The organism is Anabaena sp. CCY 9910, assembly GCF_963920875.1.
GTDB lineage: Bacteria > Cyanobacteriota > Cyanobacteriia > Cyanobacteriales > Nostocaceae > Trichormus > Trichormus variabilis.
In genome coordinates this window covers 25,598-41,579 of sequence record NZ_CAWUDJ010000021.1, presented here as the reverse complement: position 1 = coordinate 41,579, position 15,982 = coordinate 25,598, and the positions used below count along the sequence as shown (strand labels likewise).

At 41.7% G+C, this 15,982-nt stretch carries 5 protein-coding genes; all 5 read right to left on the bottom strand.

Annotation, left to right across the window (positions count from 1 at the left end):
* Positions 1-28: 28 nt before the first annotated feature.
* The 5 genes from ACM5QX_RS16505 to ACM5QX_RS16485 all read right to left on the bottom strand — a co-directional run bounded on the left by ACM5QX_RS16505 (position 29) and on the right by ACM5QX_RS16485 (position 15,968).
* A complete protein-coding gene (locus ACM5QX_RS16505; RefSeq protein ID WP_414754489.1) occupies positions 29-2,038 on the bottom strand; it encodes an ABC transporter ATP-binding protein/permease in 2,010 nt (669 codons plus the stop codon).
* An 87-nt stretch (positions 2,039-2,125) separates the two neighbouring features.
* Positions 2,126-2,962: a pyrroline-5-carboxylate reductase gene (proC, locus tag ACM5QX_RS16500; protein WP_414754488.1), complete on the bottom strand. Its 837-nt coding sequence runs from the start codon at positions 2,960-2,962 to the stop codon at positions 2,126-2,128.
* Between the two features lie 176 nt (positions 2,963-3,138).
* Positions 3,139-4,245, bottom strand: coding sequence for a zinc-binding dehydrogenase (locus ACM5QX_RS16495; RefSeq protein WP_414754487.1), 1,107 nt, complete (start codon positions 4,243-4,245; stop codon positions 3,139-3,141).
* 55 nt (positions 4,246-4,300) lie between these two features.
* Positions 4,301-5,098 carry a hypothetical protein gene (locus tag ACM5QX_RS16490; RefSeq protein WP_414754486.1) on the bottom strand — a complete coding sequence of 266 codons (798 nt, stop codon included), beginning with the start codon at positions 5,096-5,098 and terminating at the stop codon, positions 4,301-4,303.
* Positions 5,099-5,159: 61 nt separating this feature from the next.
* On the bottom strand, positions 5,160-15,968 hold the full coding sequence (locus ACM5QX_RS16485; protein ID WP_414754485.1) for an amino acid adenylation domain-containing protein: 10,809 nt from the start codon (positions 15,966-15,968) through the stop codon (positions 5,160-5,162).
* Positions 15,969-15,982: the final 14 nt, after the last annotated feature.

The following is a 15,982-nucleotide window of genomic DNA, read 5'->3' as shown; positions in this document are numbered from 1 at the left end:
GTTTGTTAAATTTTCTATCTGTAAGTCCCTAAACTCTCACCCATTTCAACACCTGAGGATCTTTATCATAGCGATAGGTAATACCGTCCCTAGTAGTGATAGTATCTCCTTTACTTGCCTTGCTTCTAATAGTAGAAACAGAATAGTAGGTTAAGGAGTTCATTTCTTTATGACTGAGCCTTTCATCTGTATTAATTGCTGGCTCATTAGGAGATTCATCTTCAGATGAAATATCAATAGTAACTTGAGTATTTACTATTGGTTTAGTGATGCCATGTTTTTGATTGCGATAGTCTTCAACTCTCATAAGTTGCCAACTAGAATCTTGTACAAGTTCGAGAACCCATTGATGATAATCAAATAGACTTTCTCGGTGTCCAACACTAATAAAGGTTGTTTTCGTTTCTTGTAGCTGTTGATATAAACGTCCTTCGTTTTTCAAATCTAAAGCACTAGTTGCTTCATCTAATATGGTGAATCTGGGATGAGTCACTAATAGGCGTGCAAAAGCGAGGCGTTGTTGTTCTCCCAGGGATAGTATATTTTCCCAAGGAACTTCAGTATCAAAGCTGTCAACTCGACTTAACAGGTTTTGCAGATTAACTTGTTGTAAAACTTCTTTGAGTTCTGCATCACTCATTTGACGATGAGTTTTAGGATAGAGTAATTGTTCACGCAAGGTTCCCAAAATTATATAAGGACGCTGGGGTAAAAATAGAACTTCGTTTAGGGGGGGTCGCATCAAACGACCTGTTCCCGCATTCCACAAACCAGCGATCGCCCTCAGTAGAGAACTTTTACCTCGACCACTCGGCCCGACAATTAACAAACCTTCTCCAGGCTGGACGTTTAATGACAAGTTTTCGACTATTACCTGTTCATAGTTTGGTGTTTGTAAGGTAACATTCTCAAAGGCAAAATGATTTTCTTCGATGGTTTTAATTGTACCGACGTTTTCGGGTGGTTTGGCTGCTGCTTGTAAAGCATCTGAAAACTCGGATAAACGCTGGACATAACTAGAAAATCGTCCAGAAATGCCAAATTCAGCGATTAATTCTTCCAAAGCACCAGCAAAGAAATAGCAAGCCGTGGTCGCTTGTCCAACTTGTCCAAAATCAATGTCACCTCTGATATATAAAGGCGACAGTACTAAGAGGGTGAGGAGTTCAATAGCAGATCGATATCCTCTGTTGAAAATTGCCTGATTTCTCTCCCAATTGATTTTGTGTTTCATATCATTGATGAGAGTGGTAAATCGGCGTTGAATTATATTTTGTTCTTGTTCTTCTCCTTGAAAAAAAGCTACTGACTCAGCGTGATTGCGGACATGAGTGAGAGAGTAGCTATAATCAGCTTTAGATTCGAGTTCTGCCTGATTAATCTTAATTAATTCTTGATTTAAGTAAACAGCGATAAAGTTACCTATAAAAGTGTAAATTAACAAAGCAATAGCTATCTGTTGAGAAATTGACCACACAACTAGTAAAAAAGTGATCATTTCCAGAATTTTCTCTAGGAAAGTAGCTGAAAAGCTGAGCGCACTACTAGTAATTGGTTCAATTTCTTGAGATAACCGTTGATCTGGATTATCAATTTCAGGTACAAAGTTAATTTTATAGTAAGCACGATTGTGCAGATATTTATTCAATATATGATTATTCAGCCATTGATACCAGTCAAGAGAAATTTGTTTTCTAATAAACTTAGTAAATCCTACCAACAGTGTTATGAAGACAAGTCCCACACCATAAATTAATATGGTGTCAACAAATTTAGGATAATTTCTTTCTTGAATAATGACATCAATTAAATAGCGATGAATAAAAGTGTTAAAAGTGGTGACACCTACGAGAGCTAATATTGATAATATGAGGAGAATCAGCATTCCCCAGGCACGGATAACGTCTGAAAATGCTCTTTCTCCTGGCTTGGTAGGATACCAGTAAGGGCCGGCGATCGCCCTGACATCTTTCCAGAATTGAATAAAATCTAAAAAAGCATTTGTTGCAGGTTTAGCTTGAACAACTTGGGTAGGCATATTTGAGAAATAAAGTGAAATATTTGAGAGTTGGATATACTTTTTTTTAGTATTGAATAATCAGAGATAATTACCGAAAAAATTAGCCTAGCCACTAATGCTGCAACTGATATTACCTAATTGTTGAGTGCGGCTTAAAGCAGTCAGCACGGCATTAGAAATGCTAGTTCGCATCCCACCTTTTTCTAACTCGTAAATACCAGCAGCCGTCACTCCTCCAGGACTAGTTACTTTGTTACGTAAAACTGCTGGATGTTCGTTAGTTTGCAACATCAGTTCTACACTGCCGGCAATGGTATGTAGTGTTAGTTCTTGGGCTTGTATGCGAGTTAAGCCCATCTGAACGCCAGCATCAATCATCGCTTCAATGTACAGAAATACAAATCCTGTCCCAGCACTACTTAAAGCCGTTGCCATATCTAGGTAATGTTCATTTTGGGTGATAAATTCCTTACCTAATGCTTGTAAAATGATCTGGGTATGCGATCGCTGAATTTCTGTCACATTTGATGATGCACTCCAGACTGTAGTTCCATGACCAACTTGTACTGCAATATTGGGCATTGTCCGAACAACAGCACCATGATTTAAGCCTTGGCAAAGAGATAAAACACTCGCCCCACCCACAATGCTAATTACTAAAGCATCAGGGGGAATTTTATCTTTTAGTACAGCCATCACCTCTGGCAAAACCTGGGGTTTCACTGCCAAAATCACAATTGATGCACCTTGCACAGCTTCTATATTGCAGTTGGTGGTATGTACTCCATATTCTTTTTCTAAATAAAGGCATCGTGTAGAATATGGCTCACTAACAATAATTAGCTCAGATTTTTCAACAGTTTTTGTTGATAATAATCTACTAATTATCATTTCCCCCATCGTACCACCGCCGATAAAGGCAATTTTTAAATCTCCCAGCATAGTTGCAACCCCGATTTTTTTAAGATAATAGGACTTACGCACTCAGATTTTCTGTTGAAACTGGGTGTGAGGGTATAGGGGTGTAGGGGTGTAAGGGTTTAAAACATTTATTTTGTATTTTGAATTGATTCATACCCCTTCTCCAAACCCTTGGTCTTTCTTTTTCATGGGTAAGTTTAAGATAAATTAGGCTGAATTACTGCTTTTAATACAGAGCCACGCTCTACATCTGTCAGCGCCTGATTAATCTCATTTAATGTATATGAACGACTAATTAAATTTTCCCAAGCAATATTTTTTTTCGGATCACTGTGGCGCTTGAGTAATTCAATCATTCTATAAAAATGACTAAAATCAATGCCCCAAGTACCGCGAATATCAATATGTTTGAGATTAATTTCTAGGTGGGGATTGATGAGAATTTCCCCGGTGTTTGTGTAATGCCCAACAATGACATAACGACCACCATTTCTGGTCATATTCAAGCCTTCTTTCACAGCAATGGGAATACCTGTGGCTTCAATAATCACATCAGCACCGTGACCGTTAGTTAATTCCAAAACTCGCTCAATATGTTGTCGTGGATCATCAGCTTTAATGGCCAGGGTTTCATCTACACCGAAGGATTTAGCAACGGCTAACCGACTCTCAAATTTATCAATCACAATTACTTTGCCTGCACCTGAGAGTAAAGCTAAAATTGCCACACTCAAACCTACAGGCCCGCAACCCTGTACTACTACTACATCACCAATTTGAATCTGCGCCCTATCAATAGCGTGTAGTGCAGTGGGTAAAGCACATCCCCCAGCAATAAATTGCTTTGGTGAGACTTCTTCTGGTAAGGTGAGAACTTTCACTCCTGGTTTGAGGTAAATCAACTCAGACCAACCACCAAGCAAACCCTCTTTAGCTGAATAGGTGACACCATAAACCTTACGTTGGGGACAACGGGTGGAGGCTTTAGCTACTAGACAGTACCAGCAGTTGTAACAGGTTTCGTGAACATCCAAAAAAGTGGCGATCGCACCAGGCTGAATCAAGTTACCATTAACATCACTAACAGCGCCGCCTGTTTCTACCACACGACCCACGCTGAAGTGTCCAGGAATAATGGGATAGGGTACTCCCTCTAAACGCCCGTGTAGTAAATGTACATCAGTACCACACACTTCACTATAGAGAGTTTCCACAATGATTCCACCCTTTTCTAAAATCGGGTCTGGTAATTGTTGCACTACAACTGGTTGGTTAGGCGCAGTCATGACAGCAGCCTTGGGCATAAATTACTTCCTCACTCTGTTTACCAAATTGCTTCCTATCTTCTCAGGTTCAGCTTTAAGACCACAAAATAATTTCACCGTTAGGAAGTAATCCCATCGCCGAAGTGAAAGTTATACGTTGTCCATCCATCGGCTCAACAATGTGATAGTTGCGCGTATTAAAAATGAACACATCTCCCACATGAGGTTGGAAAGTAATCATGTCTGCATCTGCAATGACTGTATCACTATAGCCGTAGGAATCGAGCTTATATTGGTCATCTCCTGGTTGCCATTGGCGATCGTAAATACGCGTTTTACCATGACTACTGGCAGTTTTCTTCAAATACAAATTCCAAGAAAGTTGAGCAGTAATTGTACAAACTTCCCATCCAGACTGCTCGTATGGAGCATAATCAACATGGAGTTGAGTACCCTGCTCTATTTTTCTGATCAGTCCTGCATAATAACCACCATCTAATGGCTCTGAAGCTATACGCACAGTTGCACCTGTACACTCTCTAAGTTTCACCATTAAGCGTTCTAAGGGATTAAAAGAGGCTGCCAAAATCAAGTCTCGTAATTTAGTTGCTTGTTCTACAGCTTGAAAATAACCTGCCTTGCTAATGTGATTGTATTCAAACACTGTGATGCCAATTCGCTCAATTTTAGGATACACATCTTGATAACTATCAAAGTTAAATAATTGAGCCTGGGCTACTAAGTTTTCACACTCTTGGGGTGTAGCAAATTCCTGGAGTCGAATTAAAGGAATTTGGTTTTCCCAGAGCATTTTTAAAGATTCCGTAGTTAAGAAAGATGCTTGATTATTTTTCCATACTTTGGACTTAAGCTGTTGAGAAGTAGCAGTCATAACAAATTGCCTCACATTCTAATATAAATTTGATTTTTTGGAGATATTTTTTAGTAGATATCTATTCCAGAAAATTTTGAATTTTCTGCACTAGGGTCTGGATATTGGGTGGTGACATCATGCTGATATGATTACCAGGAACGACAAAAGTTTCTATCTGTTCTACTAGTTGCTTCCAGCTAGATTCAAAGTCTTCCTCAGTCTCAGCAGCTTTTAAGAGAACAATAGAGCCTGAATAAGATTGAGGTTGGTAATTTTGCAGTGCGTGAGCATTTATCTGAAGAATTTTCAGCAGATGAGGAGCTTGATCAAAATCAAAAGTTTCGATAAATATATTTTTCTGTTTAGCTTGTTCCACGACATAAGTTATTTGCTCCTCTGGTACAATTTGTCGCAGTTCCTCTAAACAGAGTTCTAGCTGATCTTTGAATAACTCAACTAGTAGAAAAGCATAGTCTATTTCTCCTCGATAACTAAGAGCAGGAGGCGTAGTATCTAGTAACGCTAACAAAGCTATCTGCTCGCCTTGACGAGAGAGTTGCTGTGCCATTTCAAAAGCTACCAAGCCACCAAAAGACCATCCAGAGAGGAAATAAGGGCCATGAGGTTGAACAGTTTGTAACTCTTTTATATAGTGAGTTGCCATTTGTTCAATACTAGTATGAGGTTGATTTTTGGGATTTAAACCAACACATTGCAGCCCATAAAATGGTCTTTCTGGACTCAAATAATAGGCGAGATGGTGATAGCAAAGAACGTTTCCTCCACCAGGATGGACACAGAATAGAGGCGATAAATTGCCATTTGTTCTGATAGGAACTAGAGCAGACCAAGGTGAAGAATCTGTTGGAGAATCCAGAAAACGTGATAGTTGTTCGATGGTGGGATATTGGAACAAAATAGATAAAGGTAAGTTTATCTGGAAGTGTTTTTGTATCCGGGACATGAGACGAACAGCTAGAAGAGAATGACCTCCAAGTTCAAAGAAATTGTCTTGTACACTGACAGGATGAATGCCTAGAATGTCTTCCCAAATTTGTACCAATTGGAATTCCCAGAGATTTCTTGGTGCGTTAAAGGCTTTGCGTTGTTCTTTGTGAATAAGTTTTGGTAGCCCTCGGACTTGGGGAATTTGTTCTGGCGAAATTCTTGCTATTAGGGTCGCCAAACGCTGTTCTGGAAGGTCAACAATGCTATTTAATAAAGCCTGAAAATGTTCCAAGATTAAGTTTATAGCTGGATGATCATAACGCGATCGCTGATAAATAATGCGAAACTCTAGCTGTGAAGTTGGGCTAACGAGAATGGTAAGGGCATATTTTGTTTGCGCTCCTATAGAACGATCTTGAGATTGCTGGTTTTCATGGTTTGCAGATTGTATGACTGATGGATCAACTGGATAGTTTTGAAAAACTAAAAGACTCTCATAAAGGGGTAATGAGCCAGGTACTTCGCTCCATTCGTGAATTTGTCCTTGGGAACAGTATTCATAATCGCGTTGCGTAAAGTTTTGCTCTTGGATTTCTTTTAGCCACGACCAAAGTGATGCTTGGGAAGTAACCAATAGCCGCATCGGTAAGGTGTTAATAAATAAACCCAACATGGATTCAGACCCTACCAATTCTGGTGGACGACCAGAGAAAGTCGCGCCGAATACCACATCTTCCAGACCGCTATAACGACTCAATAGCAAGCCCCAAACCCCTTGAACTAGAATATTTAAGCTCAAGTGATGTTGTCTGACCAAAGACTGTAATGCTGCTGTTGCTGGAGCTGACAGGCTAGCTTTTTGTTCACCATAGCGTTCTTCCCCATCAGAAAAAGTCACAGGTTCAGCTTCTATTCCCAATGGGGTGGGGTTTTTGAAACCTTGGAGTTTGTTTCGCCAGAATGCTTCAGCCTGGGACAAATCCTGCTGTTTGAGCCAAGCAATATAATTTCTGTAAGGATAACTAGGTTGCAGTGATAAATCATGACCTTGGCTGAATGCTGTGTATAATGCAAAAACTTCCTTGAAGATCAGGGGTGTACTCCACCCATCTGTAAGGATGTGGTGAGAAGTCCAGACGAACTGATAAGCATTTGAGGCTACTTGGAAAAGAGCCAAACGCATCAGGGGCGCTTGAGTCATGTTGAAACCATGCAGTCGGTCTGCACTGACATAGGTTTCTAATTTTTCCTGCTGCTGTGATGGAGAAAGTCCGCGCCAATCTTGTTGCTCTAGTGGAAGTTCCACTTGCTTGAGTACAACTTGCAGAGGCTCATTTTGATTTTCCCACACAAAAGCCGTTCTCAGAATTGCATGGCGATCGCTCACACGTTGCCAAGCCCTAGCAAAAGCTAACACGTCTAGTTCTGTTTGCAAGTTTAAAATGCACTGTTCGAGATGTATCCCAGACTCGGAAGCAGCTAGAGTCTCAAACAGCATTCCCTGTTGTGAAGGAGAAAGGGGATAAATTGATTCAATATTGTGGGTGGGGAAGCAAGTTAATAACTCATCCAGTTGTGATTGATTTAACTGTGCATCTGGGAAATCGCTTGGTGTAAAGCCTCGATTTTCCGCTAATTGACAATGTTCTATGATGGAGGCGATCGCCTGAAGATAGCTCTGTGCTAATTTCTCTACTGTGGAACGAGTATGAATATGACTATTGTAAGTCCATTCAATGCGTAATTTACCTTCTATTACCAGAGCATTGATATCTAATAAATGATTACGAGTCTGCTTTAAACTTTGGACAGACCCGGTAGTTTCTGGTGCAAATTTCCAACCAGTTTCTGATTGTACTTGGTCAAATTGTCCCAAATAGTTAAAACTGATTTCCGCAGTAGGAACCGTCTGGATTTTTTCCTTAACATTACTATCTTTACACAAGTAACGTAATATGCCATAGCCAATTCCCCGATGAGGAATTGCCCGTAATTGCTCCTTGATTGATTTGATAATTTCTCCCGTTTGTTTGAATGCAGGGAGTTGCAATAATACAGGAAATAAACTGGTAAACCAACCTACCGTCCGTGATAAATCTACATCAGCAAACAGTTCTTCTCGGCCATGTCCTTCTAAGTCAACAATTACTGTTAAATTTCCCGTCCACTCTGTAATAGAAATTGCTAACGCACTGAGCAATATATCATTAATTTGAGTGTTGTAGGCTTCATTTACCGATAGCAAAAGAGTCTGAGTTTCTTGATGGCTTAATGTTACTGACACACAATCAGAACTACCCACTGTGTTTTCTTGTGCAATGTCGCCACAATCTAATGGTAGTGGTGTGATTTCAGACCAAGGTTGGTTCAACCAGTAGTCTAATTCATCTTTGATAGTTGCTGATTGGGCATAATTATTTAACTTTTCTGCCCAATCAATAAATGCTGTGGTTTTTGCGCTTAACTCTACAGGTTTTGGCGTAATTAATTGTTGATAAATTTCTTCTAAATCCGATAATAAAATGCGCCAACTTACACCATCTACAGCTAAGTGATGCACAATCATGAGTAACCTGGCATCACTGTCATTACCCAAGTTAAACATCACTGCTTGCATGATTGCCCCTGTTGCCAAGTTTAAACTTGCTTGGTATTTGGCAGCAATTTTTTCTAGAGCTTGGGCTTGTTCATCTTTAGGGATTGATGATAAATCAACTACGGTAAAAGGTAAGCTATCATCCAACCCTTGATTTATTTGTTTGTATCCATCTGCAACGGATGTGAATTTTAAACGCAAAGCATCATGATGCGCTAGTAATTTCTGCACGGCTATGGCAATTAATTCACTTTGCAAATTATTGGGAACTTGTAATAAAACTGATTGATTATAGTGGTGTGAATCTTGCTTATTTTGTTCAAAGAACCAATGTTGAATCGGTGTGAGGGGTGCAATTCCAGTAACTACACCTTGTTGAGATTTAACACTGACTGTTGTATTAGCAACTTGAGCCAGTGCGGCGATGGTTTGGTTTTGAAATATTTGTTTGGGAGTGATTTGTATTCCAGCATTTTTGGCGCGAGAAACAACTTGAATACTCAAGATAGAGTCACCACCAATTTCAAAGAAATTATCGTGGATGCTGACTTTTTCTTTTAATAAAAGTTGTTGCCAGATATTAGTTAAAGTCTGCTCTATGGGTGTACGTGGTGCTAAGTATTCACTTTCCCGGTTAATTTCCCCGTCAGGTGTTGGTAGTGCTTTGCGGTCTATTTTGCCGTTGGGCGTTAATGGTAGCTTTTCTAAGGTCATGAAGCCACTGGGAAGCATATATTCCGGTAGCTGTTGCTTGAGGAATTGCCGCAGTTGGTTGGTGGTGAGGGATTCATCACTAGTAACTACATAAGCAACTAAGCGTTTGTTGCCTGGAATATCTTCTCTGACAATGATTACAGCTTGTTGAATTTCGGGGTGTGTGTTGAGAGCTGCTTCGATTTCTCCGAGTTCGATACGGAAACCACGAATCTTAACTTGGTTATCAATGCGTCCCAGGTATTCGATATTACCATCAGGTAAATAGCGTACTAAATCCCCAGTTTTGTACAGGCGTTCTGATTGGACATCAGAAAAAGGATTTGGGATAAATTTTTCTTGGGTAAGTTCTGGGCGGTTGAGGTAGGCTCTAGCTAAACCATCTCCTCCGATGTACATTTCTCCAGGTACGCCGATGGGTACTGGTTGGAGGTGTTTGTCTAGGATGTAAATTTTGGTGTTGGCTATCGGCCGGCCGATAGGAACGATTTTTTGCCCAACACCACCCCGGCAATTCCAAAATGTCGCATCAATGCAAGCTTCTGTTGGCCCATAGAGATTGTACAGGTCTATATTGATTTGCTCAAAAAAGCGATCTTGCAGAACTACAGGCAACGCCTCTCCACCACAAAAGACACGTTTGAGAGATTTACAGGTTTTAAACTCCTCCTGTTCTAAAAGCATTTGTAACAGTGATGGTACAAGCTGGAGTGTTGTTATCTGCTCTGTGGCAATTATTTGTGTTAAATAAACACTATCTTGATGCCCCCAAGGTTGTGCTACGACTAGTTGCGCTCCTGTTAGTAAAGGTGCGTAAAACTCCCAGACCGAAGCATCAAAGCTAAAAGGTGTTTTTTGCAGAACTTTGTCTGTTGCAGTGAGAGGGAACGCTGTTTGCATCCACAGCATATGGTTGCAAATAGCGCTGTGAGGAATTGCCACTCCTTTGGGTTGACCTGTAGAGCCTGAAGTATAAATGACATAGGCTAAGTTATCAGGCTTAACTGCGTAAGCTGGGTTTTCATCACTTTGTTGACAAATGATTTCCCAGTCTATATCCAAGGCAACTACATCTGCTTTAGTTGGCGGCAATTCTGGGATAATTTGTTTTTGAGTTAACAGGACTTTTACCTGAGAATCACTCAACATATAACTCAGGCGTTCAAGAGGATAATTGGGGTCAAGCGGTACATAAGCACCACCAGCCTTAAGTATCCCCAATAGTCCTACCACCATCTCAATAGAACGTTCCACGCAAATACCCACCAGCATATCTGCTTCTACACCCAATGAGTGTAAGTAGTGTGCTAATTGGTTAGCACGGCAATTTAACTGCTGGTAAGTAAGTTGTTGATCTTCAAATACAACTGCTACAGCATCCGGGGTGTGCTGGACTTGCTCCTCAAACAACTGATGGAGGCACTTATCTAGTTGATAATCAACCTGAGTAGCGTTCCACTCGATAAGTAACTGTCGTTGTTCTACGGCTGTCAGCATGGGCAATTGTGAGATTTGCTGTTGGGGATTGGTCACAATGCCTTCCAGCAATGTCACAAAATGCCCGGCCATACGCTCGATAGTGCTGGCATCAAACAAATCAGTATTGTACTCCCACGCACCCACTAGACCAGTGTCAGTGTTCTGCATTGATAATGTTAGGTCAAACTTGGCTGTTGAGCCTTTTATAATCAATGGAGTCACCATTAACCCAGTCAACTCTATGGGGGACATGGGGGTATTTTGCAGAACAAACATGACCTGGAATAGTGGTGTATGGCTGAGGTCACGTTCTGGTTGCAATGCTTCTACCAGCATTTCAAAAGGCAAGTCCTGATGGGCGTAAGCATCCATCGCCATATCTCGAACGCGACCCAGTAACTCGGAGAAACTGGGATTACCAGCCAAATTGGTACGCATGACCAAGCTATTGACAAAAAAGCCAATTAGCCCTTCGATTTCTAGGCGATCGCGGTTAGCAATTGGCGAACCCACCAAAATATCATCTTGTCCTGTGTAGCGATAAAGCAGGGTATCGTAAGCTGCCAACAGGGTCATAAACAGAGTACAACCTTGCTCTTGGCTCAGTTTTACCAACTTCTGGGTTAACTCAACCGACAGCGCAAACTCCTGATATGCCCCAGAGAAAGTCTGCACAGATGGTCTAGGTCTGTCTGTGGGTAGGGACAGCAAAGTAGGAGCATTTGCCAGTTGTTGTTGCCAATAACTCAGTTGCTTTTGTAGTACATCTCCCTGCAACCAGTCTCTTTGCCAAATTGCAAAATCTGCGTACTGAATCGCTAATGGTGTTAAAGGTGACTGCCGACTAGAAGAGGCAGGGGAGCAGGGAGCAGGGAGCAGGGGGAGCAAGCCCCGCCCTTTCAGAGAGCTTGACCGGGGCGGAGTACAAACTGCATCTCGGTTTTCCCCCTTGCTCCCTGCCCACTGCCCCTTTTCCTCTTGCCTATCTTGGGAATAAGCATCATACAGTGCGGCTAGTTCTTGGACAAACACACCCATTGACCAACCATCAGAAACAATGTGGTGCATACACACAAATAAAGCGTGTTCTGTCTGCGACAACACTACTAATGTCACTCTGATTAATGGTTCATTGGTCAAATTGAAAGATATTTGCCCTTGTTCTTGCGCCAAATCCTCTAAAAAACTTTCTTGTTCAGTTGTAGGTAAATGCTGCAAATCAACAACTGATATGATTCCCAATCCCCAATCCCCAATCCCCAGTCCCCAGTCCCGAACCACTTGAGTCGCTTTTTCCTCAACCGTGACAAAATTGGTGCGTAAAGCTTCATGACGATGAATAATTGCTTGTAAGCTTTGCTCCAGAGCTGCTTGATTGAGAGTTCCCACTAAACGCAAAGCTACGGGAATATTGTAAGAGGGGCTATTCGGCTCAAACTGGTCTAAAAACCATAAACGCTGTTGAGCATAAGACAGTGGTAAGTCTGTATTCTTGGTTCTTGGGACAATGGGCGGTGCAGATAATTCTAAGTCATGTTGTTGTAACTGCTCAAGCGATCGCGCCAATTCGCTGATTGTTGCACTGGCAAACAACTCACGCAAAGGTAATTCTACTCTAAAAACGTTGCGGATACGTGAAATTAGTTGCGTTGCTAGTAGGGAATGTCCCCCAAGATCAAAGAAGTTATCATGAATACCTACTTTCTCTATTTTCAGTACTTGCGCCCAAATTTGGGCTAACAGTTCTTCTGTTGGGTTCCGTGGGGCAACATATTTGTCTGTAATTTCGTTGTCTAAATCCGGTGCAGGTAAGGCGCGACGGTCTACTTTACCGCTAGGCGTTAGAGGTAAGGCATCCAACATCACAAAGGCACTGGGAACCATGTAATCTGGTAACTTGGCTTTGAGAAATTGCCGCAGTTCGCTAATTGTGATTGTAGAATCCTGATGTGCTACCACGTAAGCAACTAGGCGTTTATCACCGGGGGTATCTTCACGGGGAATGATACAAGCGGCTTGCACATCGCTATATTGACTTAATGCTGCTTCAATTTCCCCTAACTCAATGCGGAAGCCTCGTATTTTTACTTGATTGTCAATACGTCCCAAGTACTCAATATTACTATCTGCTAAGTAGCGGGCTAAATCTCCAGTTTTATATAACCTGCTTCCTTGTCCCTGCTCAAAAGGATTGGGGATAAATTTTTCCTGTGTCAACTCAGGGCGGTTGAGGTAACCTCTGGCTAAAGAGATACCACCAATGTACAATTCTCCCGGTACACCGATAGGTACAGGCTGTAAATAATTATCTAAAATATAAATTTTTGTATTAGTAATTGGCTTGCCAATTGGGGGAAGTAACGGCCAAGTTTCCACTGAATTAGTTAATGTAAAATTAGTGGCTGCATGAGTTTCCGATGGCCCATAATTATTGTGCAATGTACAGTGATTTAATTGACTGAACCATTGAGAAATCGCTGGAGTAATCTGCAACTGTTCCCCAGCCGTGATGATTTCTTTGAGGTGAATATTAACTAATCCACTATCCACAGCAACTTCAGCTAATTGCTGTAACGCCACAAAAGGAAGGAACAATCTCGCCACAGCTTTTTCTTGAATCAAACCCAACAAAGCCAAAGCATCGCGGCGCAATTCCTCTGTAATTAACAACAATGTCCCGCCAGAACACCAAGTAGAAAAGATTTCTTGGAAGGAGACATCAAAGCTAATAGGCGCAAATTGCAGGGTTTTTGCCCCATGAGCAATTGTTGTATTTTGCCGTTGCCATAAAATTAGGTTGCACAAGGAAAGCTGATTCATGGCTACACCCTTGGGCTTACCTGTAGAACCAGAGGTATAAATTACATAACCTAAGTTATTCGCCTGCACATTTGGGATGGGGTCTTCTTGACTGGAGTGAGAAATTAGTTCCCAGTCAGTATCTAAACAAACAAGTTGTGCTTGATAATTTGTAAGTGATTTTTCCCCCTGCTCCCCTGCCTTTTCGTAGGACGGTAGTCTTTCGAGGAGTAGCTGTTGGGTGAGTAGTACTGAAACTTGAGCATCTTCTAACATAAAACTCAGGCGTTCAGTGGGATACTCTGGGTCTAGTGGCAGATATGCCCCACCTGCTTTGAGAATCCCTAATAGCCCCACAACCATTTCTAAGGAACGCTCGACACACAACCCTACTAATACATCGGGTTTAACGCCTAAAGACCTCAAGTAGTGCGCCAACTGGTTAGCACGGTAATTTAATTGGGAGTAAGTCAGTTGTTGATTGCCAAACTCCACCGCGACAGCATCGGGTGTACGCTGCACCTGTTCCTCAAACAACTGAGAGATAGATTGATAAGAGGCAGGGGGCAGGGGGAACGGGGCAGGGGGAAAGGTACAAACCTTGCCCCTTGTGGGCAAAAGCCCCCTTGCTCCTTTTTCTCCCTTAGTTGAAGCCCCAACGCCAGTTTGCTCAAGTCGGGAAACCCGCCCACGCAACTGGCTCCCCCTTGTGGGTGGTTTTTCTCCCCTGCTCCCTGCTCCCTGCTCCCCTGCTTCTTCATGCGGGGGATAATTTACCTGAGTATTGTTCCACTCTACTAACAACTGCTGTTGCTCAACTTGTGTCAGCAAAGGCAATTGGGAAATTTGTTGCTGTGGGTTGGCAACAACACCTGCAAGTAAAGTAACAAAATGACCCGACATCCGTTCTATGGTGCTGGAGTCAAACAAATCTGTGTTGTATTGCCATATAGCTAATAGCCCAGAGGGGGTATTTTTAATAAATAAAGTCAAATCAAACTTAGCCGTTGTCCTTTGTGTCTCCAATGGACTCAGGATTAGCCCAGCCAGTTCTGCCTCAGACATTGGCGCATTTTCTAAAACAAACATCACCTGAAACAGTGGTGTATGGCTGAGGTCTCGCTGTGGCTGCAATGCCTTAACCAACTCTTCAAAGGGCAAATCTGGATGAGTGTAGGCTTGCAGCGTCACCTGCCGCACTCGACTAAGCAACTCTGGAAAACTGGGATTGCCAGATAAATCAGTACGTAAAACTAAGGTATTGACAAAAAAGCCAATTAGCCCTTCTAGCTCCAGGCGATCGCGGTTAGCAAGAGGCGTACCCACCACAATGTCATCTTGTCCTGTGTAGCGATAAAGCAAGGTGGCATAGGCTGTAAACAGCGTCATGAATAAGGTAGCGCCCTCTTGCCTACTGAATTGGGTCAGTGCTTGACTTAGTTCATTGGATAATTCCACATAGTGAGTTGCACCCCGATAAGTTTGAATGGCCGGTCTTGGTCTATCTGTGGGTAACTTTAGTAAGTTGGGAGCATTTTGGAGTTGTTGCTTCCAGTAATCAAGTTGCGTTTCCAGTACTCCGGTTTGTAAAAATTGCCGTTGCCAAATAGCAAAGTCAGCATACTGAATTGGTAACTCCGGCAGATTTACAGACAAGTTATTGCAGAGTGCTGAGTAAATAATTGCCAACTCGCCCATCAATACACCCATTGACCAACCATCAAAAATGATGTGATGTATTGTTAGTAGTAAAGCGTGTTCCACCTCTGTGAGTTTAATCACAGAAGCTCGAATCAAAGGAGAATTAACCAGGTCAAAGGGTTGATTAGCTGCTTGTGAGGCTAATTTTTGGCAGGCAATTTCTCTTTCAGTTGCAGGTATTTCTGTGATGTCTACTATCGGCACACTTAAGGTTAAACTATCAGCAATTACCTGGACTGGTTGCTCATTGATGATGCGAAAGTTAGTACGTAATACTTCGTGGCGAGCAATAATTCTGTTGAGGCTTTGCTCTAGTGCCACAATGTTTAACTGACCATGAAGTTTTAAAGCTACTTGTTCATTGTAGAAGGGGTTATTTGGTTCCAACTGGTTTAATAACCAAAGTTGTTCTTGGGCAAAAGAAAGAGGTAAGTTCTGAGGATGTTTGGTTTTGATTAGGGATAAATCTTTGTTGGTGTTAGTAGTTTTCTCGTGCAGCAATGAAATAAGTTCTGCCTTATTTTTAGCCAATAAATCACGAGTTTCTAGAGTTAATACTCCCTTGGGAGCATTAGCGCGCAACTGCTCACCTTCAACCCACAATTTTACACCCTGTTTATTTAAATCAGTAACCAATTGTTCAATATTCACAGCAACATTACCTC